Below are 22,577 nucleotides of genomic sequence, written 5' to 3'. Positions count from 1 at the left end.
CCTCCCGGACCTCGCCCCTCCCGGACCTCGCCCCTCCCGGACCTCGCCCCTCCCGGACCTCGCCCCTCCCGGTCCCTCCCAGCCACCTCGGATGCGGAGCGCGAGGCACCGTGGGGGGTCCGGGGGGCTCGGCCCCCCGGGCAGAAGGACGAAGTCGACATGAGCGGCGAAGCCGCGATGCAGAGACGAAGGGGCGACCCGCTCAACCAGCCTGGGGGTCACTGGGAGCGGGCCGCCGATACCCAGCTTAGAGGGGTCTGGCGGAGTTGGCTGCACCGGGTCGGCAAGTCGCACGAATTCTTTACCAAGTTGATCTGACGGACGGCGTGAATCCTCTGGTCAGCGGCGCCGAGCGGGGTACTGGCCGGTAGCGGAAAGTGACGAAGGTCGCTCTGGGGCGTTCCGTGCGCGCGAGCGCGGCTGGTAGGGCAGGATGACGCCGCATCAGCGGGGAACGTTAGGGGACGGTATGCACGACGGCAGTGGCCGGATTGTGGTGCAGAACCTGAGCAAGCGGTTCGGCGAGGTGAACGCCGTGCAGAACCTGAGCTTCACGGTCGAACCTGGTTCGGTGACGGGTTTCCTGGGTCCGAACGGCGCCGGTAAGACGACGACGTTGCGCATGTTGCTCGGGTTGGTGACACCCACATCGGGGACGGCGACGATCAACGGGCGGCCGCACGCGCAGCTGGGGAATCCGGCGCGGGTGGTGGGCTCGGTTCTGGAAAACGAGGGTTTCCACCCGGGCCGGACGGCCCGCAACCACCTCCGGGTGTACGCGGCGGCCATCGGGGTGCCGGATCGGCGGGCGGACGAGGTGCTCGGCCTGGTAGGCCTGGGGAGCGCCGCGGACCGGAAGGCGGGCGGGTTCTCGCTGGGTATGCGGCAGCGGCTGGCGCTGGCGACGGCGCTGCTGGGTGACCCGCAGGTGCTGGTGCTCGACGAGCCGACGAACGGCCTGGATCCCGAGGGCATCCTGTGGCTGCGCAACTTCCTGCGGTCGTACGCGCGGGAGCAGCGGCGGACCGTGCTGGTTTCGAGCCACCTGCTCAACGAGGTCGAGCAGCTGATCGACCAGGTGGTGATCATCAGCCAGGGTGTCACGCGGTACTACGGCCCGCTGGAGCAGTTGCGCAAGGGCCAGCAGTCGCGGGTGCTGGTGCAGCCCGCGGATCCGGCGGCGCTGGTGAAGGCGTTGCAGGAGAACGGCATCCAGCAGGTGTCGCCGACGCCGGACGGCCGGGTCGCGGTCGCCGGGTCGAGTGTCCAGCAGATCGGTGACCTGGCCGCGAAGGCCGGGATCGCGGTCTACGGGATGCAGGAGGAGCACGCCGATCTGGAGCGGATGTTCTTCCAGCTGACGCAGGGTCAGTACGCCGGTGCGCCGGGCTACCCGCCGCCGCAGCCGCCGTACCAGCAGGGCCCGCCGCCCGGTTACCCGCCGCAGCAGCAGCACTACCAGCAGGGTCCGCCGTCGGGCCCGCAGCAGCAACAGCAGCAGCAGTACTGGGGAGGACCGCAGCAGTGATGGGCAACCTGATCAAGGCGGAGTTCCGCAAGACGCTCTCGCTGAACACGTGGTGGGTGCTGCTGATCCCGCTGGCGCTGGTGGCGTTCTGGCTGACGTTCGTGTGGGGCAAGATCACGAACGACTTCGCGGACTTCATCGGCTCCAGCGACGCCCGCGAGGTCGCGGGCGCGGTCGGCTTGGACGCGAGCAAGCTGCCGGTCGGGCTGCTGGCGTTCGCGCACGGCGTGAACATCGCGCAGCTGATCCCCGGGCTGTTCGGCGTGTTCGCGCTGGCCGGCGAGTACCGCAGCAAGACGATCACGACGACGTTCCTGACGGCGCCGAACCGGGTCACGGCGCTGACCGCGAAGATGCTGACGTACGTGGCGTGGGGCGCGATCTACGGCCTGGTGAGCTTCGGCGTCTCGGCGATCGCGGTGATGGCGTCGGTCGATTCCGGGCGGTGGCCCAGTGCCGGCCAGTGGCTGGCCGCGCTCGGCGGGACGATCCTGGCCTCGGTGCTGGTGACGCTGTTCGGCATCGGGTTCGGCGCGGTGCTGCGCAGCGTGCCGCTGGCCGTGGTGCTGTTCCTGGTGTGGTTCCTGATCGTGGAGAACGTGCTCGTCATCGCGCTCTGGGGACCGGCCGACATCCTGGGCGGGCTGCTGCCGAACGGCACCGCCAACGGGATCGTGGGCGGGATCGCCGCGGACGCGTTCGGCATCAACTCGCTCAACCTGCCGGGTGGCGTCGACCACTGGTCGGCGCTCGGCCTGCAGCTCGCGGCGGGCGCACCCGGCGTGATCTCGTGGTGGGCTTCGGCGCTCATCTTCTTCGGGTGGACGATGCTCTTCTTCGGCCTCGGCTGGGCGGGCAACCAGAAGCGCGACATCACGTAGTCCCGGCTGTCCGCGAAGGCCACCTCGAGCAGCTCGAGGTGGCCTTCCTGGTGTGCGCGGAAATATTTTGTCGGTGGTGGCGCTTACTGTCACAACGTGACCGTCGCTCCGCCCCGCTCCCGTCAAGAGCTCCCACCCACCGAGACAGCCGGCTGGATCCGCCGGCTGTCCGCGGCGGCGTGGGAGCACCGTGTGCTCGTCGTGCTGTCGCTGCTCGCGGCCGCATTCGGCGTCGGCGTGCAGGCCGCCAGCCCGTTGCTGGTGCGCACGGCGGTGGACGACGCGGTGGCCGGGCGCACCGGCGGGCTGCCCGGGATCGCCGTTTTCCTGGTCGCGCTGCAGCTGATCGCGTTCGGCACCGCGTTCGCGCGCCGCTACCTCGGCGGGAAGCTCGCCCTCGACGTGCAACACGATCTGCGCCAGCGCGTCTTCAACGCCGTTTCGCGGCTGGACGGCGGCAAGCAGGACGCGCTGCGCACCGGCCAGGTCGCCTCGCGCGCGATCTCCGACCTGCAGCTGGTGACCGGGATCCTGATGCAGGTCCCGCTGTCCTTCGGCTCGGTGGTCTTCGCGCTGCTGTCGTTCGTCGCGATGCTGTGGCTGTCGCCGGTGCTGACGCTGATCGCGCTGGTCGTCACGCCCGCGGTCGGCATCATCGTGGCGCGCAGCCGCAAGCGCCTCTTCCCGGCGACGTGGTCGGCGCAGCAGCGCGCGGCGGACGTCGCGCAGCAGGTCGAAGAGACCGTCACCGGCGTCCGGGTGGTCAAGGGCTTCGGCCAGGAGACGCGGGAAGTCTCGAAGCTGGAAGGGACCGCGCGCAAGCTGTTCGGGGAGCGGCTTCGCGCGGCGAAGCTCTCGGCGGTCCCGACGGCGACCACCGCCGCCCTGCCCGCCGCCGGCCAGGTCGCCGTGCTCGGCATCGGCGGCGTCCTCGCGCTGAACGGGTCCATCACCCTCGGCACCTTCCTGGCCTTCGCCACCTACCTCGCGACGCTGATCGGCCCGGCCCGGATGCTCTCCGGCCTGGTCGTGCAGGCCCAGCTGACCCGCGCCGGCGCCGAGCGGGTGTACGAGCTGATCGACGCGCAGACCGACGTCGCCGACGCGCCGGACGCGCGGCCGCTGCCGGAGGGGCCGCTGGGCGTGGAGCTCGACGGCGTCCGGTTCGGCTACACCCGCAGCGAACCGGTGCTGGCCGGTCTTTCGGTCACCGCGAACCCGGGCGAGACCCTCGCGCTGGTCGGCACCGCGGGCTCGGGGAAGTCGACGATCTCGTTGCTGCTGCCCCGGTTCTACGACGTGCACGAGGGCGCGGTGCGGGTCGGCGGCCTCGACGTCCGTGACGTCCCGTTGCGGCAGCTGCGGCAGGCGATCGGCGTGGTGTTCGAGGAGGCGTTCCTGTTCTCCTCCTCGATCCGGGACAACATCGCCTACGGCCGTCCGGACGCGAGCGACGAAGAAGTGGTCGCCGCGGCCAGGGCCGCGGAGGCGGACGGCTTCATCCGCGCGCTGCCGGACGGCTACGACACGCTGGTCGGCGAGCGCGGGCTCACGCTCTCGGGCGGGCAGCGGCAGCGGCTCGGGCTGGCCAGGGCCCTGATCACCGACCCGCGGATCCTGGTGCTCGACGACGCGACCTCGGCCATCGACACGGTCACCGAAGCGGCGATCCACGACACCCTGCGCTCGGTCACCGCGGCGCGGACCACCCTGCTGATCGCCCACCGGCGCTCCACCCTCGCCCTGGCCGACCGGATCGCGGTGCTGGACGAAGGCCGCGTCGTCGACGTCGGCACCGAGTCGGAGCTGATGGCGCGCTGCCCGCTGTTCCGCGAACTCGTGGCCGGTCCGGGCGACGACGTCGAAGAGAAGCACCGCTGCGAGGGCCTCGATCGCGGGCCGGGCGGAGTCACGCCGTCGCTGTGGCCGCGGGACGAGAGCCAGGACGAGGTCGACGCACTGGCCGAAGCCGCGCGGATGCGCAGTGGCGACCCGAACAGCAGCGGGTTCGTCGGCGGGGGCGGCGGGCTGGACGTGCCGCCGACGCCGGAGCTGATCGAGGGCGTCCGCAAGCTCCCGCCCGCCACCGACGAGCCGCGGCTGCCCGGCGTGGACGTCACCGCGCCCGACCCGAAGTTCCGGCTGGCCGGGCTGCTGCGGCCGGTCCGCGGGCCCCTGTTCCTGGTGATCGGGCTGGTGGCGGCGGACGCGCTGGCGTCGATCGCGCTGCCCGGGCTGTACCAGTTCGGCGTCGACCACGGGGTGCGCACCGGCGTCGAGTGGATGATCTGGCTGGCCGCCGGCATCGGCGCCGCGGTGATCGCGGCCGACTGGCTGGTGGTCTTCGCGCAGACGCGGCTGACGTCCCGGGTGGGCGAGACGGTGCTGTACGCGCTGCGCGTCCGCAGTTACGCGCACCTGCAGCGGCTCGGCCTCGACTACTACGAGCGGGAGCTGTCCGGGAAGATCATGACCCGGATGACGACGGACGTCGACGCGCTCTCGACGTTCCTGCAGACCGGGCTCGCCACCGCGGTGGTCAGCGCGCTGACGCTGGCCGGGATCACGGCCGCGCTGCTGGTCACCGACGCCGGGCTGGCGCTGTACGCGCTGGCGATGGTGCCGGTGCTGGCGGTGGCCACGGTGATCTTCCGGCGTTCGGCGTCGAAGGCGTACAACGAGGCTCGCGAGCGGGTCAGCGTCGTGAACGCGGACATGCAGGAGAACGTCAGCGGGCTGCGGGTCGCGCAGGCGTACACGCGCGAAGACCGCTCCGCGGAGGCGTTCGCTTCGCGCAGCGACGACTACCGGCGCTCGCGGCTGCGGGCCCAGCGGTACGTGGCGACGTACTTCCCGCTGGTGGCGCTGATGTCGGACCTGGCGACGACGACGGTGCTGGTCGCGGGGGCCGGTCGCGTCTCGGCGGGCACGCTGTCGGCCGGCGTGCTGCTCGCGTTCCTGCTGTACCTGCAGCAGTTCTTCTCGCCGATCCAGCAGCTGTCGGCGGTGTTCGACGGCTACCAGCAGGCGAGCGTCGGGCTGAACCGCATCGGCGACCTGCTGCGGACGCCGACGTCGGTGCCGGCGGCGGAGAAGCCGGTCGCGGTGCCGGAGCGGCTGCGCGGCGAGGTCTCGTTCAAGGAGGTCGAGTTCTCCTACGCCGGCGCCGAGACTCCGGCGCTGGCGGAGTTCTCGCTGGACGTCGCGGCCGGCGAGACGATCGCGCTCGTCGGCGCGACCGGCGCCGGGAAGTCGACGGCGGTGAAGCTGGTGGCGCGCTACTACGACGTCACCGGCGGCGAGGTGCGGATCGACGGCACGGACGTCCGCGAGTACGAGCTGGCCGGGATGCGCCGCCGGATGGGCGTGGTGCCGCAGGAGGCGCACCTGTTCTCGGGCACGGTGGCCGACAACGTCCGCTACGGCCGGCCGGCCGCGTCCGACGCGGAGGTCGAGGCGGCGGTCCGCGCGGTGGGCGCGCTGGACGGCGTCGCGGCCCTCCCGGCGGGCTTCCTGCAGCCGGTGGGCGAGCGCGGCCGCTCGCTGTCGGCGGGCCAGCGCCAGCTGGTGGCCCTGGCGAGGGCGGAGCTGGTGGACCCGGACGTCCTCCTCCTCGACGAGGCCACGGCCGCCCTGGACCCCTCGACGGAGGCGGCGGTCCTCCGGGCCACGGAGACGGTGGCCCACCGCCGCACGACGTTCGTGGTCGCCCACCGCCTCGCGACAGCGGCCCGTGCGGACCGCATCGTGGTCCTGGACCACGGCCGCATCGTGGAAACCGGAACCCACGCCGAGCTCCTGGCCGCCAACGGCCCCTACGCCCGCCTCTGGGCCCTCGGCTGACGTACCGGACCAGTCGGCTCGCGTACCTGCACCGTCGGTTCGCGTACCTGGACGGTCGGATGGCGAGCCGACCCTCCAGGTACGCAAACCGACCCCCTGGGTACGCAAGCCGACCCTCCAGGCACGTGAGTCGACCCTCCAATCACGCGAGTCGACCCTCCAATCACGCGAGTCGACCTTCCGATCACGCGAGTCGACCTTCCGATCACGCGAGTCGACCCTCCAATCACGCGAGTCGACCCTCCAATCACGGGTGTTGGCCTCTTGCGCACGAAAGTTCGTGGCCGGGTGGCCGGGTGGCCGGGGCGCTGGGAGCATGGCGGGCATGTTCGAAGAGAAGCGGGTTCCCGACCGGCAGGTGCGGGCGGCGCAGACCGAGACGACCGTCCGGGTCTACCAGGCGTGCTCGCCCGCCGTCGCCGATGCCGCGCTCGAGAAGCAGGCCTTCGAGCGGGGTGGGGTGGTGCAGGTCACGCCGTCGTTCCGGCTCGCGGCCTACCGCAGCGAGAACGGGCGCAAGCCCGGCCACGAGCGCATCCTCGCGATCGACCTCACCCGCGAAGGCTTCGAGTGGGCCCTGGCCCACGGGCACATCGAGTGGGAAGCGGAGCGAGATCTCGACCACACCGCGCTGAACTTCCAGGCGCTCCGGATCGGCCTCGACGATGCGCCCGTCGACGAGTGGACCACCGCCGTCACCGATGTCACACCGGTGATGCGCGACATCGCCGGGCTGCTGGCCACCGACCAGCTCCACCTGGCCGTCAAGCTCGTCCCCCACGAGCCGCCGTACCCGCTGGGCAAGGACCTCGCGGAGGCCGTCGACGCCACGCCCTGAGGGAGCGCCCGCCGGTCGAGCGGCACCCATCCCGGCCGGCCGGGAACCCTGTACCCGGTCCAGGGCTTAAGGTTCCCTTAGCACATCTTGATCGAGTCAGTGACCGATACCCTAGTGCGCCACGCCTCACACAGGCCGGTTCCATCACATCGCGGTCACCGAGGGGGTTAGCCTGGTAGGCGCATCAGCGGATTCAAGATCGAGATCGAGACGGATAGAGGCGAGCCCCAGCCGTGTCCAGCAGCAGCCCTGCGTCACAGTTCGGCCCCAACGAGTGGCTGGTCGAAGAGATGTACGACCAGTTCCTCGCAGACCCATCTTCAGTCGATGCCGCCTGGCACGACTTCTTCGCGGACTTCAAGCCGACGCAGAGCGCGCAGGCCAAGGCGGACACCGCCCGGCAGCAGCAGGCCGAAGTCAAGCCGACGGCCAACGGCCAGGCGGCGCAGCCCTCGGCCAAGGCCGTGCAGAACGCCGAGTCGGCGGCCAAGCAGTCGTCGACCGCGTCGGCGCCCGCGAAGCCGGCCCCCGCGAAGGCAGCCCCGAAGCCGGCGCCGAAGCCGGCCGCGAAGGCCGAGCCCAAGGCCGAGGCGAAGAAGGAAGAGCCGGAGTCGAAGCAGCTGCGCGGCGCCGCGGCGGCCATCGCCAAGAACATGGACGCCTCGCTGAGCGTCCCCACCGCGACCAGCGTGCGCGCGGTCCCGGCGAAGCTGATGGCGGACAACCGCATCGTCATCAACAACCACCTCAAGCGCACCCGCGGTGGCAAGATCTCCTTCACGCACCTCATCGGCTACGCCATGGTGCGGGCGCTGAAGGACTACCCGAACCTCAACCGGCACTACCAGCAGATCGACGGCAAGCCGTTCGCGATCACGCCGGAGCACGTCAACTTCGGGCTCGCCATCGACATGAAGGGCAAGGACGGGTCGCGCAACCTCGTCGTGGCCTCGGTCAAGGGCGTCGAGGACATGTCGTTCCTGCAGTTCTGGCAGGCCTACGAGGACATCGTCAAGAAGGCCCGCAACAACAAGCTGACCGCGGACGACTTCTCCGGCACCACCATCTCGCTGACCAACCCGGGCGGCATCGGCACCAACCACTCGGTGCCGCGCCTGCAGGCCGGCCAGGGCGCCATCATCGGCGTCGGCGCCATGCAGTACCCGGCGGCGTTCGAGGGCACCAGCGAGAAGACGCTGGTCGACCTCGGCATCAGCAAGATCATGACGCTGACCTCGACCTACGACCACCGCATCATCCAGGGCGCGGAGTCCGGCGAGTTCCTCAAGCGCATCCACCAGCTGCTGCTCGGTGAAGACGGCTTCTACGACGACGTCTTCACCAGCCTGCGCCTGCCGTACGAGCCGATCCGCTGGGTCGCCGACATCCCCGAGGGCCCGGTCGACAAGACCGCCCGCGTCATCGAGCTCATCGACGCGTTCCGGATGCGCGGCCACCTGATGGCCGACACCGACCCGCTGAACTACCGCCAGCGCAGCCACGCCGACCTGGACGTCCTGTCCCACGGCCTGACGCTCTGGGACCTCGACCGCGAGTTCCCGGTCGGCGGCTTCGCCGGCCAGGAGCGGATGAAGCTGCGCGACATCCTGGGCGTGCTGCGCAACTCGTACTGCCGCACGGTCGGCATCGAGTACACCCACATCCTCGACCCCGAGGAGCGGCGCTGGATCCAGGAGCGCGTCGAGATCCCGCACGAGAAGCCGGACCCCGCGGTCCAGAAGTACGTGCTCTCGAAGCTGAACGCCGCCGAGGCGTTCGAGACGTTCCTGCAGACCAAGTACGTCGGCCAGAAGCGCTTCTCGCTCGAAGGCGGCGAGACGGCGATCCCGCTGCTCGACACGCTGCTGGACAAGGCCGCCGAGCACGAGCTCGACGAGGTCGTCATCGGCATGCCGCACCGCGGCCGGCTGAACGTCCTGGCCAACATCGTCGGCAAGCCGATCAGCCAGATCTTCCAGGAGTTCGAGGGCAACCTCGACCCGGGCCAGGCGCACGGCTCCGGTGACGTCAAGTACCACCTCGGCGCCGAGGGCAAGTACTTCCGCATGTTCGGCGACGGCGAGACGAAGGTGTCGCTGACGGCGAACCCGTCGCACCTGGAGACCGTCGACCCGGTGCTCGAGGGCATCGTCCGCGCGAAGCAGGACCTCCTGGACAAGGGCGGCGAGGGCTACACCGTGCTGCCGGTCCTGATGCACGGCGACGCGGCCTTCGCGGGCCAGGGCGTCGTCGCGGAGACGCTGAACCTGTCGCTGCTGCGCGGGTACCGCACCGGCGGCACCGTGCACGTCATCGTCAACAACCAGGTCGGCTTCACGACCGCGCCGGAGCACTCGCGCTCGTCGCAGTACGCCACCGATGTCGCGAAGATGATCGGTTCGCCGATCTTCCACGTGAACGGCGACGACCCGGAGGCCGCGCACTGGGTGGCCAAGCTGGCCGTCGAGTACCGCCAGGCGTTCCACAAGGACGTCGTCATCGACCTGATCTGCTACCGCCGCCGCGGCCACAACGAGGGCGACGACCCCTCGATGACGCAGCCGGCGATGTACGACATCATCGACACCAAGCGTTCGGTGCGGAAGACCTACACCGAGTCGCTGATCGGCCGCGGCGACATCTCCGTCGAGGAGGCCGAGGCCGCGTTGCGCGACTTCTCGAGCCAGCTCGAGCACGTCTTCAACGAGGTGCGTGAGCTGGAGAAGCACCCGGCGAAGGCGAGCCCCTCCGTCGAGGAGGAGCAGCAGGTGCCGGCCAAGGTCGCGACGGCGATCACCAAGGAGACGCTGGAGCACATCGGCGACGCCTTCGTGAACGTGCCGGAGGGCTTCACCCCGCACCCGCGCGTCAAGCCGGTCATGGAGCGCCGCCACAAGATGTCCCGCGAGGGCGACATCGACTGGGCGTTCGGCGAGCTGCTCGCGTTCGGGTCGCTGGCGATGGAGAGCCGGCTCGTCCGGCTGTCCGGCCAGGACTCGCGCCGCGGCACGTTCACCCAGCGGCACTCGGTGTTCATCGACCGCAAGACCGGCCAGGAGTACTCGCCGCTGCAGAACCTGGCCGAGGGCCAGGGCCGCGTGATGATCTACGACTCGGCGCTGTCGGAGTACGCGGCCGTCGGCTTCGAGTACGGCTACTCGGTGGCCAACCCCGAGTCGCTGGTCATGTGGGAAGCGCAGTTCGGCGACTTCGTCAACGGCGCCCAGACGGTCATCGACGAGTACATCTCCTCGGGCGAGGCCAAGTGGGGCCAGCGCTCGGACGTCGTGCTGCTGCTGCCGCACGGCCACGAGGGCCAGGGCCCGGACCACACGTCCGGCCGCATCGAGCGCTTCCTCTCGCTGTGCGCGGAGGGTTCGATGACGGTGGCGGTCCCGTCCACCCCGGCGAACTACTTCCACCTGCTGCGCCGCCACGCCCTCGACGGCATCCAGCGCCCGCTGGTCGTCTTCACGCCGAAGTCGATGCTGCGCAACAAGGCCGCGACCTCGCCGACCGAGGACTTCACCGGCGAGAGCCGGTTCATGTCCGTCATCGACGACGTCACCCCGGACCCGGCGAAGATCCGCAAGGTGCTGCTGACCTCCGGGAAGCTGTACTGGGAGCTGGTGGCGGAGCGGACCAAGCGCGAGGCCGACGACGTCGCCATCGTGCGGATCGAGCAGTACTACCCGCTGCCGAAGAAGAAGCTGCTGGCGGCGCTGGAGCGCTACACGAACGCGACGCAGGTCGCGTGGGTCCAGGAGGAGCCGGAGAACCAGGGTGCGTGGCCGTTCTTCGGCCTGAACCTGCCCCGGAAGTTCCCGGAGGTGCTCTCGGGCCTGCAGGTCGTCTCCCGCCGCCCGATGGCGGCTCCGTCGGCGGGTTCGTCGAAGGTGCACGAGGTCGAGCAGAAGGCGCTGATCTCGAAGGCGTTCGACTGATCGCTTGAAGCACGACGAAGGCCTCCTCCCCGGTCCGCCGGCGAGGAGGCCTTCGTCGTCGGCCGCCCGGCTTCGTCGCCCACCCGGGCTTCGTCGGCCGCCCGGCTTCGTCGCCCACCCGGGCTTCGTCGGCCGCCCGGAACTGTCGGTGCCCTCCGGTAGCGTGGAAACCGGGGGCGCAGCCCAAACCCGATTGCCATCCCCAGCCGGTTCACGGCAAGGTGGCGATCATGCTGATCCGCCGCGAGACGGCCGCTGACCAGGCGGCGATCCACGCCGTCCACAGCGAGGCCTTCCGGCGCGAAGCGGGCGTCACCCCGGTCGAGGCGCCCCTCGTCGACGAACTCCGCGCCGAAGGCGACCTGATCAACGCCCTGTCGCTGGTGGCCCTCCACGACGGCGAAGTCATCGGGCACGTGTGCTGCAGCCGCGCCCGCCTCGGCGAAGACAAGAAGACCGCCGTCGGGCTCGGGCCGCTCGGCGTGTTACCCGCGCACCAAACGAGCGGGGTCCACGCCGCGGCCGACGCCCTCGGCCACGGCCTGTCGATCACGGCCCCGGACCCGCGGTGGGGCCGGTACTTCCAGGCGCGGACCCTCTCCGCGTACGAACCAACCCAGGCGGGCGCGTTCGAGTACGCGCCCGCGTTCTCCCGGATCTGAACAGGAGCCGCGCGTGTACACACCGACCTCGTCCGTGGGGGTGCGGATCAACCGCGAGCAGCCCCCGGCCAAGCTGCGCGACCTCGCACGCCAGGCCGAAGACGCGGGTCTCGACGAGCTTTGGCTGGTCGAAGACTGTTTCTGGGCGGCCGGTGTCGCCACGGTCGCGACGGCGCTGGCGGTGACGTCGACGATCAAGGTGGGCATCGGCGTCCTGCCGGCGGTGGCGCGCAACCCGGCGATCGCGGCGATGGAGGTCGCGGCGCTGGCCGAGCTGCACCCGGACCGGCTGATCGCCGGGTTCGGCCACGGCGTCGCCTCGTGGATGCGGCAGATCGGGGCGTACCCGGCATCCCCGCTGGCGGCGCTGGAGGAGACGCTGCTGGCGGTCCGGCGGCTGCTGGCGGGCGAGCGCGTCTCGATGGACGGCCGGCACGTCCACCTGGACGAGGTCGAGCTGGTGTTCCCGCCGGCGTCGCCGCCCCCGCTGGTGGCGGGCGTCCGCCGCCCGAAGTCCCTGGCGGTGGCGGGCGCGGCGGCGGACGGCACGATCCTCGCCGAGCCGGCCCCGCCGGAGTACGTCCGGACGGCGCTGGCGGGCATCGCACCGGGCCGCGCGGCGGAAGGCGCGCCGGCCCACCACACCGTGGTGACGTACAACTGGCTGGCCCTGGGCGACCGCGAGCGGGCGCGCCTGACGGTCGCGGAGTCCCTGACCCCGGGATCGCGGGTGCAGGTGGAGGGCCTGCCGTTCGCCGGCGAGCTGCTGGCCCTGCTGGACTCGGCGTCCACAGTGGACGAGCTGGCGGCGGCCCTGCGTCCGGAGTGGATCGACCGCCTGGCCATTTGCGGCGACGTGGACACCTGCGCGGCGGCGGTCCGCGCGCTGCACGAGGCCGGCAGCGGTTCGGTGGTGCTGCTGCCGCTGCCGGAGGAGCCCCCGGAGCGGGGCATCGAGGACGCGGCCCGGGTGGCGGCGGCCGTACGCGGCTGAGGCCCCGGCCCGGCAGAGGAGTCCCCGGAAAAGGAGTTCGTGCGGGACGACCGGCGTGCCACGATCGAGCCATGCCGGTCGACCAGCACCTCCTCCTGGCCTTCCTCGTCACCACCGCGATCGCGATGGTCACCCCGGGCCCGGACATGCTCTTCATCCTCGGCTGCGGCATGCGCGGCGGCCCGAAGGCCGGCCTGCTCGCCACCGCCGGGGTCGCCACCAGCGAAGCCATCCACGTCGCCGTCGCGGCGGCCGGGCTGGCCGCGCTCTTCGCCGCCGTGCCCGTGGCCTTCACCGTCGTGCGGGTGGCCGGGGCCGGCTACCTCATCTACCTGGGTGTCCAGGCCATCCGGAACCGCAAGCCGCTCGTCGAGCGGAAAAGCGACCGCGCCTACCTCAGCGGCCTGCTCACCAACCTGCTCAACCCGAAGATGGTCACCTTCACCATCGCCTTCCTGCCGCAGTTCATCGACCCGGCGAAGGGCCACGTCTGGCTGCAGTTCGCGGTCCTCGGCGCGATCATGATCGTGTTCGAGTTCCTCGTCGACGGCACGGTCGGCGTCCTCGCCGGCCGCCTCGGTGGCTGGGTCCGGCGGAAGAAGAACCAGCGCCGCATCGAGGTCGCCACCGGCGGCATCTTCATCGGCCTCGGCGTCAAGCTGGCCGTCGACCACTAAGCCCGCGCGAGGAAGTCCTCCGCGATGTCCAGCGGGTTGCGCTTCTCCTCGGTGAACTCGACGTTCAGCCGCGTCAGCTGCTCGGTAGTCAACGCCGCCGACACGCGGTTCAGCGCCGCCACCTCACGCGGGGACAGCGTCCCCCGCGCCACCAGCGGCACGATGTTCTGCGCCGGGAACATGTTCTTGTCGTCGACCAGGGGCACGAACCCGTTCGCCGCGATCGTCGAGGACGTGCTGAACAGGTCCGCCACCTGCACGTCGCCGGACTTCAGGGCCGCCACCGTCACCGGGCCGCCCGTGTCCGTGGTGCGGATTTCCTTGAACTCGCAGCCGTACAGCGACTTGATCTTGTCCTTCCAGCGGCTGCTCCACTGGCCGGGCCCGCCGAACACCAGCTCGCGGCAGCGCCGCCCCAGGTCCGAGAACGTCTTCACCCCGGAAGACGCCAGCTGCGGGCCGACGACCAACAGGTCCTTGTCCTCCGCCGGTGCCTGGTCCAGCACCTCGAAGCCGGGCGGGATCTTCTGCCGCAACTGCGCGTAGACGTCCTGGGACGTCGTCGCGGTGGTGTTCTTGTCGAAGTAGCGCAACAGGTTGCCGCTGTAGTCCGGCACGACCGACAGCGACTTGTCCTGCAGCGCCTTGACGACGACCTCGCGGCTGCCGACCGGCGGCCGCACGGTCACGTTCGTCGCGCCCGCGTCCCGCAGCGCCCCGGCGTAGATCTGGGCCAGCAGCAGGCTTTCGCCGACGTCGGACGCCCCGATGATGATGTCCCCCGAAGCGCCACCTTCACCGCCGCCCGCCAGCGGGTTGCCACAGCCGGCCGCCACCACCACCAGGACCACCAGCACGACCAGCCGCTTCACGCCGCCACCTTCTTCACAGCCGCCGCGAGCCGGACGCCCCGGGGCACCAGGGCCCGGTTCAGCACCGCGAAGAGCAGGTCCAGGACGATGGCCAGCAACGTCGTCAGCAGCGCGCCCGCGATGACCTCGGAATAGTCCAAAATGGCCAGTCCGTCGAGCAGGAACCGGCCCAGGCCACCGAGTCCGACGTACGCGGCCACCGCGGCGGTCGCGACGAGCTGGAGCACGGCGTTGCGGATGCCGCCGAGCACGAGCGGCAGGGAGATCGGCACCTCGACCTGCCACAGCCGCTGCCAGCCGGTCATCCCGACCCCCTCGGCGGCGTCGACCACGCCGTGGTCGGTCGCCTGCAGCCCGGCGTACGTCCCGGCCAGGATCGGCGGGACGGCCAGCACGACGAGCCCGATGATCGTCGAGGTGACGCTCTCGGTGAAGAGCAGGAACAGGAACGTGACGAGCCCGAGCGTCGGCAGCGCGCGGATGGCGTTGCCGGCGCTCACCAGCGCGACGCCGCCGCGGCCGGTGTGGCCGACGAACAGGCCCAGCGGCACCGCGATGACCAGGGCGATCACCAGCGACAACGCGGTGTAGCCGAGGTGTTCCAGCAGCCGCTGCGGGATGCCGTCGGGCCCGGACCAGTGCGCCGGGTCGCCGAACCAGCGGACGAGATCGGTGATCACGGCGCCTCCACCCGGGTCCACGGCGTCAGCAGGTTTCGCGAGCCCACCAGCACCAGGTCGACGATCAGCGCCAGCAGGAGGGTCAGCACGATGCCGACCACGATCGGCGAGAAGTATTCGCGCTGGAAGCCGTCGGTGAACAGCACGCCGAGGCCGCCGGTGCCGATCAGCGCGCCGACGCTGACCAGGCTGATGTTGCTGACCGACGCGACCCGCACGCCGGCCGCCAGCACCGGCACGGACAACGGCAGCTCGACGGCGAAGAAGCGGCGCACCGGCTTGTACCCGACGGCGGTCGCGGCGGCGACCACCGGCGCCGGCACGGCGTCGAGGGCGTCGAGCACCGGGCGGACCAGCAGCGCCGTGGTGTAGATCGTCAGCGCGACGACGACGTTGACGCTGTCCAGGATCTTCGACCCGATCAGGCCGGGGATGACGACGAACAGCGCGAGCGACGGGATCGTGTAGAGCAGGTTCGCCACCACCATCAGCACCTGGCGTGCGGGCCGCCAGCGGTGGCCGAGCCAGCCCGCCGCGATCGCCAGGACGATCCCGATGACCAGCGGGAGCAGCGCCAGGTACACGTGGTCGCCCAGGTCGCCGAGGATCTGGACGCGGTTGTTCGCGCTGCTCAGGTAGCGCCCGAGCTCGCCGAAGAAGCTCATGACGCCTGCGGGGTCGCCTCGATCACGTCCAGCACTTGCCTCGCGACGACGCCGCCGAGCACCCGGTGATCGTCGTCCACGACCACGCCGAGGCTGGCGGGCGACGACAGCGCCGCGTCGAGCGCGCCGCGGATCGGCGTGCCCCGCACCCACAGCGATCCCCCGGCCACGAGGGCGTCCTCGGTGAGCGGACCGTCCACAGTGGAGTCCGGGGGCAGCCAGCCGCGAGGCTGCTTCTCGGTGTTGACCGCGAGCCGCCAGCCGTCGCTCGCGGGAACGGCGGCGCCGATTTCGACCAGCTCCAGCTCCTTGACCTCGACGCCTTCGGCGGAGAGGAACGACAGGCCGCGGTAGCCGCGGTCCCGGCCGACGAACGACGCGACGAAGTCGTCCACCGGGTGCCGCAGGACGTCGGCGGGCGTGCCGTACTGGGCGAGCTTGCCGCCGACCCGCATCACCGCCACCTTGTCCCCGAGCCGGACCGCCTCGTCGATGTCGTGCGTGACGAACACGATCGTCTTGCCCAGCTGCGACTGCAGCCGCAGCAGCTCGTTCTGCAGGTCCTCGCGCACGATCGGGTCGACCGCGGAGAACGGCTCGTCCATCAGCAGCACCGGCGAGTCCGCGGCGAGCGCGCGGGCGACGCCGACGCGCTGCTGCTGACCGCCCGAGAGCTGGGCCGGGTAGCGCTTGCCGAGCTCGACCGGAAGGCCGATGATCTCCAGCAGCTCGGCGGCCCGCTTGCGCGCCTTCGCCTTGTCCCAGCCGGAAAGCAGGGGCACGGTGGCGATGTTGTCCAGCACCGTCCGATGTGGAAAGAGGCCAGCGTGCTGGATGACGTACCCGATGCCGCGGCGCAGCAGCGCCGGGTCGCCCTCGGCGACGTCCTTGCCGTCCAGCAGCACCTGGCCGCCGGTCGGCTCCACCATCCGGTTGATCATCCGCAGCGACGTCGTCTTGCCGCAGCCCGACGGGCCGACGAACACGGTGATCGTGCCGTCTTCGACCGTGAGGTTGAGCTTGTCGACGGCGACCGTCCCATCCGGATACTGCTTGGTCACGTCGCGGAATTCGATGGTCACAGCCACTCCCCATGTCCCGGTCGGTTCGACCGTAGCCGAGTCGGCGGTGGTTGGCACGCTGTTCCGGCAGGTGGTTGGCTAGGCTCGGAGCCCGTGAAGGCACTCGACGACGTCCTCGCCGCGCACGGCGTCGGCGTCCGCCCGCTGTACCGCGTCCTCGACCTGCTGCGCACCGGCGACCACGACCTCGGCGAACTGGTCCGGCTGAGCACGGCGCCGCGGCGCAGCGTGGAGGCCGTCCTCGCGGCCCTCGGCGACGACCTGGACCGCAGCGGCGACCGCCTGCGCATCTCGCCCGGCGTCGCGGCGTCGTACCTGCAGTACCACGCGCCGCGCTACGCCGACCCGCTCGACGAAGCCGTCGCGGCGCACGAACTGCTGCCGAAGATCGCCGAGTGGGTGGCCGAGGTGCCGGCACCGCTGGCCGCGCTCGACCACGTGCAGGCCACGCCGGAGACCGTGCTGCGCCGCGCCCTCTGGCTGGACGCGCAGTACGACCTCGCCTCGGCGCGCCTGCTGTTCCTCGGCGACCACGACCTGACGTCGCTGGCGGTGCGGGCGGTCTGCCCGTCGGCGTCGCCGACCGTCGTCGACCTGGACGAGCGCGTGCTCGCTTACCTCGACGACCGCGGCGGCCGCGAGATCCGGACCGTGCACGCGGACCTGCGCGTCGGCCTGCCGCCCTCGCTCTCGAGCGGCTTCGACCTCGTGTTCAGCGATCCGCCGTACACGCCCGAAGGCATGGGGCTGTTCGCGGCGCGCGGGGTGCAGGCGCTGCGCGAGCCGAGCGAAGGACGGCTGCTGCTGGCCTACGGCTACAGCCCGCGCCACCCGGCGCTGGGCGCGCAGGTCCAGCGCTCGCTGGCGACGCTCGGGCTGACGTTCGAAGCGATCTTGCCTGGCTTCAACCGCTACTTCGGCGCGCAGGCGATCGGCAGCGCGGCGGACCTGTACGTCTGCCAGCCGACGGCGAAGGCCAAGAAGATGCGCAGCGGCAAGGCGATCTACACGCACGGCCCGCAGTCGGTGGAGGCGGCCGGGACGAAACCGGCGCTGCTGGAGAAGCTGAAGGAGATCGCGGTCTCGAGCGGGCTTTCGCTGGAATCGCGGCCGGTGGACTGGTCGATCTCCGGCCCGGAGGGCGACGCGGTGGCGATGGACCTCTCGGGCGACCCGGGCCCGTGGCTGCTGCGGACGCTGCTGGGCACGAACGCCCGGCGCCTGGCGTTGCTGCTGCCGAACGCCCACCCGGACCTGGCGGACCAGGCGGCCCAGGAGGCGCTCGCCTCACTCGTCCGGGGGAAGTACGCGCTGCGGTACCTGCGGAGCACGCCGGACAACCGCCACGCGGTGGTGGTCGCGGATGCGGTGGAGCACCAGGATGAGGTCCTGACCCGCGCCCACGCCCGGCTGGCGAACGTCTCCCTCGACGTCCCCTCCGATCTCACCGACCTGCGCCTGGTCGACCTCCCCCGCCACCGCCTGACCGAACTGCTCGGTTCCTGAGCCTGCCGCGGCTGTCGTGAGTGTTTAGGCGGGTTAGAACCCGCCTAAACACTCACGACCGGCCGCGGCAGGGTGCTCAGTCGGTGACGCCGTCGGCTTCCGCGGCCTTCGCCACCGCGGCCGCGACCTCCGGGGCCACCCGCGGGTCGAGCGGCGAAGGGACGATCCGGTCCGGGCCCAGGTCGTCCATCGCCACCGACACGATCGCCTCGGCGGCCGCCAGCTTCATGTTCTCCGTGATCGCCCGGGCACCCGAGTCCAGCGCACCGCGGAAGACGCCGGGGAACGCCAGGACGTTGTTGATCTGGTTCGGGAAGTCGCTCCGCCCGGTGGCCACGATCGACGCGTACCGCGCGGCCACCTCCGGGTGAACTTCCGGGTCCGGGTTCGACAGGGCGAACACGATGCCGCCACCCGCCATCCGGGCCAGCAGCGACTCGTCGATCGTCGCGCCCGACAGGCCGAGGAACACGTCCGCGCCTTCCAGCGCCTCCGCCAGGCCACCGCGCAGGCCCGCCGTGTTCGTCGTCGCGGCCAGCCGCTCCTTGACCGGGTTCAGGCCGTCGCGACCGGCGTGGATGATGCCGCGGGAGTCGAGCACCGTGACGTCGCCGATGCCGGCCTCCTGGAGGATCTTCGCGCAGGCCACGCCCGCCGCGCCGGCGCCGGAGACGACCACGCGCTGGTCGGCGATCGCCCGGTCGAGGACCAGGTTGGCGCCGCGCAGCGCGGCCAGCGTCACGATCGCCGTGCCGTGCTGGTCGTCGTGCATGACCGGGCAGTCCAGCGCCTCCTTGAGCTTGTCCTCCAGCTCGAAGCACCGCGGCGCGGAAACGTCCTCCAGGTTGACCGCTCCGAACGACGGCCGCAGCCGCACCAGCGTCTCGACGATCTCGTCCACGTCGGTGGTGTCCAGCACCAGCGGGATCGAGTCGAGCCCGCCGAAGGTCTTGAAGAGCACCGACTTGCCCTCCATGACCGGCAGCGACGCGCTGGCGCCGATGTCGCCGAGGCCGAGCACCGCCGTCCCGTCGCTGACCACGACGACCAGCCGGTCCGCCCACGTGTAGCGCTTGGCTTCGGCCGCGTCCTCGGCGATCGCGCGGCTCACCTTCGCCACCCCGGGGGTGTAGGCGATCGAAAGGTCACGCGGGCTGGAAATCGGGCGGGTGGCCGCCACCGAGAGCTTGCCGCCCTCGTGCCCGGTGAAGATCTCTTCGTCGGTGACCGGCGCTGCGGCGCCGGTGGGGTCGGTCATGGGGTTTCCTGTCGTCGTTTCCGTCATTCGTCCAGTGGGAATGACGGAACTCGCGGTTCGGACTCGGGTCACTGGAATTTCTCCTGGGCATGCGGGCTGGGACCACGGTCCGCAGGGGGAAACCGTGGGATATCCCGGCACGGCAGCCCAGCGCGGTAGCGCCGGCCTGTCGGCGAGGCGTCACGTCGGCCATCGGTGCCGTGGGTCTGGCGATGGCCGCGGACGCGGCGGTTCGTTCATTGTGACAGGTCCTCCGCCGCCGGTGACCCCTCGGTGCGGTTGATGTCACACCGGAGCCGATTCCCGGCAATTCCCAAGACGTCCGTCCGGTTTTGTTGGCGCCCGATATGGTGACGTCATGCAATTCCGCCCGCTGAGCGTCCCGGACGCCTTCGAGTTCTCCCCCCGGGCGTTCCCCGACGAGCGGGGCCTGTTCATCGCCCCCTTCCAGGAGGACGCCTTCCGCAACGCGGTCGGCCACCCGCTGCGGCTCGGCCAGTCGAACCACAGCGTGTCCCGGCGCGGCACCATCCGCGGCATCCACTTCGCCGACACCCCGCCCGGCCAGGCCAAGTACGTCTACTGCCCGCGCGGGTCACTGCTCGACGTCATCGTCGACGTCCGCGTCGGTTCGCCGACCTTCGGCCGGTGGGACGCGGTCGTGCTCGACTCGCGCGACTTCCGCGCCATGTACCTCGCCGAAGGGCTCGGCCACGGCTTCGTCGCCCTCGAGGACGACACCGTGATGACGTACATGTGCTCGGAGCCGTACAACCCCACCGGCGAGCACGGCATCACCCCGCTCGACCCCGCACTGGGCCTGCCCTGGCCCGCGGACATCGAGCAGATCATCTCGGACAAGGACCGCGTCGCGCCGACCCTGGCCGAAGCCGAGGAACAGGGGCTCCTCCCGGTGTACGCGGACTGCGTCGCCTATTACGACAAACTCCGCTCGGCTCCCGACCGGTCCCCCTGACCGATCGCCTTGCCCGATCCCCGGCCACCCGGCCGCTTGCGCAGTTAGTATGCGCGCATATAGTCTGCTCGCATGGCACTTTACGAGTACGAGCACATCGAGACCTCCGCCGCCCCCGCCACCGCGATCTGGCCGCTCTGGGCCGACACCGGCCGCTGGCCGGAGTGGGACTCGGGCGTCCGGTCGGTGGTCCTCGACGGCCCCTTCGCCGCCGGCTCCGCCGGCACGATGACGATGGACGGCATGCCGCCGATCCCGTTCACCCTCACCGAGGTCACCGAGGGCCGGAGCTTCACCGACGAGACGGTGCTGCCGGACGCGCACCTGCGGTTCGAGCACGTGCTGACCGACATCGACGGCGGCACGCGGATCACCTACCGCGTCAGGATCGACGGCCCGGAAGGCTTCGGCCCGCAGGTCACGTCGGACACCCCGGACGCCGTGCGCGCGCTCGCTCGGCTTGCTGAGGCAAGCTCGCGGGTATGACCGCCCCGGAGTCCCGCCTGCCCGGCCCCGAGCGCAGCCCCGGCTTCCTGCTGTGGCGCGTGACGCTGGCCTGGCAGCGGGCCATGCGGGCCGCGCTGGCCCCGCACGACCTCACGCACGTCCAGTTCGTGCTGCTGACGACGACGTGGTGGCTCACCCGCCCGGGCGAGCCACCGACCCAGCGGCAGCTCGCCGACCAGGCCGGCACCGACACGATGATGACCAGCCAGGTCGTCCGCAAGCTCGCCGACCGCGGCCTCCTGGCCCGCGCCGACGACCCGGCCGACGCCCGCGCCAAGCGCCTGGAAGTCACCCCGGCCGGCCTCGAACTGGTCGCGAAAGCGCTGAAGGACGTAGAGGCCGCGGACGCCGAGTTCTTCGCAGCCACCGACGACGGCTTCGTCGACGCACTGGCCCGGCTCGGCCCCTGAAAAGTCCCGGCGAATCCCCGGGCTTTCCCTGGGGACGATCCCGGATGTCCCGGTCGCGCGATCCGAGCAGGCTCACCGCCATGAAACTTCTCGCACTGGGGGCGGCCGCGGTCGCACTGGCGTTGGCGCCGGGAACCGCGTCCGCGGAGGAACTCCCGACGTTCGACTTCACCGACTGCCCGGCACCGCCCGCGAACGCCGACCCGGGCACGTGGCGCTGCGAAGCCTTCGTCTCACAGGGAAAGCTGACGATCGGCAGCCAGGAAATCCCCCTGGGGGAAATGCGGCTGACGTTCAGCGAAGGCCGGGTGAACGGCCAGTACGCGCAGGCGTTCGGCGCGCTGCGGCACGAACCGGTGCGCGTGCCCGGCCTGGCCGGCACGACGCTCCAGCTGCGTTACGGCGGCTACTCGGACTTCCAGGGCAACGACGCCCGCCGCGGCGAGCTCGACGTCTACGCGGTGCTGCGGCACCCGTTGCTGCGCCGGGAATGCAGCATCGGCACGGCGGCCGCGCCGATGCACACCGTCGTCCACGACGACCCGGCGCTGCCGCCGGTGGTGCTCTCCAAGAACCCGCCGACGGTCCACTTCGGCGTCGTGGACCCGGACCTGGCGGTCCCGGCGACGCACGGCTGCGGCCCGCTCGGCGAGCTCGTCGACCGGAAGCTGGGGCTGCCGTCGCCGACCGGGCAGAACACGTTCCACCAGACGACGTACGTGCAGTACAAGCAGCTCTAACGCTTCTTCGGCGTCACCCAGATGGTGATCGTCCCGGTGACCACGGACTTGCCGTTCGTGTCCGAAATGGTCACCGGGACCTCGAGGTCGAAGCCTTCGTCGCCGAATTCCGGCAGCGCGGGCAGCGCCGCCACCGCGCGCAGGCCCGTCTCGGCCTTCGCGACGTACTCGACGGTCATGCCCTTCGGCAGCCAGCGGTGCGTGGCGGGGACGGTCGCCTCGGCGAGCATGCCCATCGCGATCTCGGCCAGGTTGCAGGCGGCGATCGCGTGGAACGTGCGGATGTGGTTGTAAACACCCCACCACTTCGGCGCGGTGACCTCGCAGTGGCCCGGACGCAGCTCGCGCACCGAGGGCAGCACCGTGCGGAAGTACGGCACCCGGAGGCACATCGCGGCGCTGAACAGCTGTTTCCCGCCCGGCTTCCCGGCCAGCTTGTGCCACATCGCGAACGTCGGCGTCTGGGACATGGAGATCTCCTCGAGCTAAGCTACCGCTCAGTAGCTAACCAGAC

Annotated in this window: 19 protein-coding genes; 13 read left to right on the top strand and 6 right to left on the bottom strand. The window is 71.1% G+C overall.

The window, feature by feature from the left end:
- The first annotated feature begins 469 nt into the window (after nucleotides 1-469).
- From C2L58_RS31250 to C2L58_RS31210, 8 genes are all read left to right on the top strand, one after another.
- The gene (locus tag C2L58_RS31250; protein WP_103341258.1) at nucleotides 470-1,528 is read left to right on the top strand and encodes an ABC transporter ATP-binding protein; all 1,059 of its coding nucleotides are present in this window, start codon (nucleotides 470-472) and stop codon (nucleotides 1,526-1,528) included.
- Nucleotides 1,528-2,409: an ABC transporter permease subunit gene (locus tag C2L58_RS31245; protein ID WP_103341257.1), complete on the top strand. Its 882-nt coding sequence runs from the start codon at nucleotides 1,528-1,530 to the stop codon at nucleotides 2,407-2,409. The genes C2L58_RS31250 and C2L58_RS31245 overlap by 1 nt, the downstream gene beginning before the upstream one ends.
- A gap of 96 nt (nucleotides 2,410-2,505) precedes the next feature.
- Nucleotides 2,506-6,252 carry an ABC transporter ATP-binding protein gene (locus C2L58_RS31240; RefSeq protein WP_103341256.1) on the top strand — a complete coding sequence of 1,249 codons (3,747 nt, stop codon included), beginning with the start codon at nucleotides 2,506-2,508 and terminating at the stop codon, nucleotides 6,250-6,252.
- 325 nt (nucleotides 6,253-6,577) lie between these two features.
- A complete protein-coding gene (locus C2L58_RS31230) occupies nucleotides 6,578-7,090 on the top strand; it encodes a DUF4291 family protein (RefSeq protein WP_103341264.1) in 513 nt (170 codons plus the stop codon).
- 233 nt (nucleotides 7,091-7,323) lie between these two features.
- Nucleotides 7,324-11,034, top strand: a complete 3,711-nt coding sequence (locus C2L58_RS31225; RefSeq protein ID WP_103341255.1) for a multifunctional oxoglutarate decarboxylase/oxoglutarate dehydrogenase thiamine pyrophosphate-binding subunit/dihydrolipoyllysine-residue succinyltransferase subunit — start codon at nucleotides 7,324-7,326, stop codon at nucleotides 11,032-11,034.
- Nucleotides 11,035-11,264: 230 nt separating this feature from the next.
- Nucleotides 11,265-11,696, top strand: coding sequence for a GNAT family N-acetyltransferase (locus tag C2L58_RS31220; RefSeq protein ID WP_103341263.1), 432 nt, complete (start codon nucleotides 11,265-11,267; stop codon nucleotides 11,694-11,696).
- Between the two features lie 13 nt (nucleotides 11,697-11,709).
- The gene (locus tag C2L58_RS31215) at nucleotides 11,710-12,690 is read left to right on the top strand and encodes an LLM class flavin-dependent oxidoreductase (RefSeq protein ID WP_103341254.1); all 981 of its coding nucleotides are present in this window, start codon (nucleotides 11,710-11,712) and stop codon (nucleotides 12,688-12,690) included.
- A gap of 71 nt (nucleotides 12,691-12,761) precedes the next feature.
- A complete protein-coding gene (locus C2L58_RS31210; protein ID WP_103341253.1) occupies nucleotides 12,762-13,367 on the top strand; it encodes a LysE family translocator in 606 nt (201 codons plus the stop codon).
- On the opposite strand, the gene C2L58_RS31205 is transcribed toward C2L58_RS31210, so the two are convergent.
- The 4 genes from C2L58_RS31205 to C2L58_RS31190 are packed head-to-tail and all read right to left on the bottom strand — an operon-like array spanning nucleotide 13,364 to nucleotide 16,666.
- On the bottom strand, nucleotides 13,364-14,239 hold the full coding sequence (locus C2L58_RS31205; protein WP_103341252.1) for an ABC transporter substrate-binding protein: 876 nt from the start codon (nucleotides 14,237-14,239) through the stop codon (nucleotides 13,364-13,366). The two genes, C2L58_RS31210 and C2L58_RS31205, sit on opposite strands and share 4 nt — an antisense overlap.
- Entirely contained in the window at nucleotides 14,236-14,919 is a 684-nt protein-coding gene (locus C2L58_RS31200) for an ABC transporter permease (RefSeq protein ID WP_103341251.1), read from the bottom strand. The genes C2L58_RS31205 and C2L58_RS31200 overlap by 4 nt, the downstream gene beginning before the upstream one ends.
- On the bottom strand, nucleotides 14,916-15,584 hold the full coding sequence (locus tag C2L58_RS31195; RefSeq protein ID WP_103341250.1) for an ABC transporter permease: 669 nt from the start codon (nucleotides 15,582-15,584) through the stop codon (nucleotides 14,916-14,918). The genes C2L58_RS31200 and C2L58_RS31195 overlap by 4 nt, the downstream gene beginning before the upstream one ends.
- A complete protein-coding gene (locus C2L58_RS31190) occupies nucleotides 15,581-16,666 on the bottom strand; it encodes an ABC transporter ATP-binding protein (RefSeq protein WP_103341249.1) in 1,086 nt (361 codons plus the stop codon). Before C2L58_RS31190 ends, C2L58_RS31195 begins: the two co-directional genes overlap by 4 nt.
- A 93-nt stretch (nucleotides 16,667-16,759) precedes the next feature.
- Between C2L58_RS31190 and C2L58_RS31185 the strand changes: the two genes are divergently transcribed.
- Nucleotides 16,760-18,172, top strand: a complete 1,413-nt coding sequence (locus C2L58_RS31185; protein ID WP_103341248.1) for a bis-aminopropyl spermidine synthase family protein — start codon at nucleotides 16,760-16,762, stop codon at nucleotides 18,170-18,172.
- Between the two features lie 76 nt (nucleotides 18,173-18,248).
- Here the strand turns inward: C2L58_RS31185 and C2L58_RS31180 are convergent, their stop codons facing one another.
- On the bottom strand, nucleotides 18,249-19,430 hold the full coding sequence (locus C2L58_RS31180; RefSeq protein ID WP_103341247.1) for an NAD(P)-dependent malic enzyme: 1,182 nt from the start codon (nucleotides 19,428-19,430) through the stop codon (nucleotides 18,249-18,251).
- Nucleotides 19,431-19,788: 358 nt separating this feature from the next.
- Between C2L58_RS31180 and rfbC the strand changes: the two genes are divergently transcribed.
- From rfbC to C2L58_RS31160, 4 genes are all read left to right on the top strand, one after another.
- Nucleotides 19,789-20,406, top strand: a complete 618-nt coding sequence (gene rfbC, locus C2L58_RS31175; protein WP_103341246.1) for a dTDP-4-dehydrorhamnose 3,5-epimerase — start codon at nucleotides 19,789-19,791, stop codon at nucleotides 20,404-20,406.
- A gap of 72 nt (nucleotides 20,407-20,478) precedes the next feature.
- On the top strand, nucleotides 20,479-20,892 hold the full coding sequence (locus C2L58_RS31170; RefSeq protein ID WP_233226040.1) for an SRPBCC family protein: 414 nt from the start codon (nucleotides 20,479-20,481) through the stop codon (nucleotides 20,890-20,892).
- Complete coding sequence (locus tag C2L58_RS31165; protein WP_103341245.1) at nucleotides 20,889-21,323, top strand: MarR family winged helix-turn-helix transcriptional regulator; 435 nt, start codon at nucleotides 20,889-20,891, stop codon at nucleotides 21,321-21,323. Before C2L58_RS31170 ends, C2L58_RS31165 begins: the two co-directional genes overlap by 4 nt.
- A gap of 80 nt (nucleotides 21,324-21,403) precedes the next feature.
- Nucleotides 21,404-22,063 (top strand): hypothetical protein, encoded by a 660-nt coding sequence (locus C2L58_RS31160; protein ID WP_103341262.1) that lies wholly within the window; start codon nucleotides 21,404-21,406, stop codon nucleotides 22,061-22,063.
- Here C2L58_RS31160 and C2L58_RS31155 read toward each other — a convergent pair.
- Entirely contained in the window at nucleotides 22,060-22,533 is a 474-nt protein-coding gene (locus tag C2L58_RS31155) for a hotdog fold domain-containing protein (protein ID WP_103341244.1), read from the bottom strand. The genes C2L58_RS31160 and C2L58_RS31155 overlap by 4 nt on opposite strands.
- Nucleotides 22,534-22,577: the final 44 nt, after the last annotated feature.

The organism is Amycolatopsis sp. CA-126428 (assembly GCF_002904335.1).
In the GTDB taxonomy this organism is placed as follows: Bacteria; Actinomycetota; Actinomycetes; order Mycobacteriales; family Pseudonocardiaceae; genus Amycolatopsis.
Note: the sequence above shows the minus strand (reverse complement) of the source record. Positions and strands in the feature narration are given on the sequence as shown.

Coding starts and splice junctions, on each gene's coding strand:
- C2L58_RS31155 (WP_103341244.1), bottom strand. CDS start 22,533: ATGTCCCAGACGCCGACGTTCGCGATGTGGCACAAGCTGGCCGGGAAG.
- C2L58_RS31230 (WP_103341264.1), top strand. CDS start 6,578: ATGTTCGAAGAGAAGCGGGTTCCCGACCGGCAGGTGCGGGCGGCGCAG.
- C2L58_RS31170 (WP_233226040.1), top strand. CDS start 20,479: ATGGCACTTTACGAGTACGAGCACATCGAGACCTCCGCCGCCCCCGCC.
- C2L58_RS31160 (WP_103341262.1), top strand. CDS start 21,404: ATGAAACTTCTCGCACTGGGGGCGGCCGCGGTCGCACTGGCGTTGGCG.
- rfbC (WP_103341246.1), top strand. CDS start 19,789: ATGCAATTCCGCCCGCTGAGCGTCCCGGACGCCTTCGAGTTCTCCCCC.
- C2L58_RS31165 (WP_103341245.1), top strand. CDS start 20,889: ATGACCGCCCCGGAGTCCCGCCTGCCCGGCCCCGAGCGCAGCCCCGGC.
- C2L58_RS31245 (WP_103341257.1), top strand. CDS start 1,528: ATGGGCAACCTGATCAAGGCGGAGTTCCGCAAGACGCTCTCGCTGAAC.
- C2L58_RS31180 (WP_103341247.1), bottom strand. CDS start 19,430: ATGACCGACCCCACCGGCGCCGCAGCGCCGGTCACCGACGAAGAGATC.
- C2L58_RS31250 (WP_103341258.1), top strand. CDS start 470: ATGCACGACGGCAGTGGCCGGATTGTGGTGCAGAACCTGAGCAAGCGG.
- C2L58_RS31195 (WP_103341250.1), bottom strand. CDS start 15,584: ATGAGCTTCTTCGGCGAGCTCGGGCGCTACCTGAGCAGCGCGAACAAC.
- C2L58_RS31210 (WP_103341253.1), top strand. CDS start 12,762: ATGCCGGTCGACCAGCACCTCCTCCTGGCCTTCCTCGTCACCACCGCG.
- C2L58_RS31220 (WP_103341263.1), top strand. CDS start 11,265: ATGCTGATCCGCCGCGAGACGGCCGCTGACCAGGCGGCGATCCACGCC.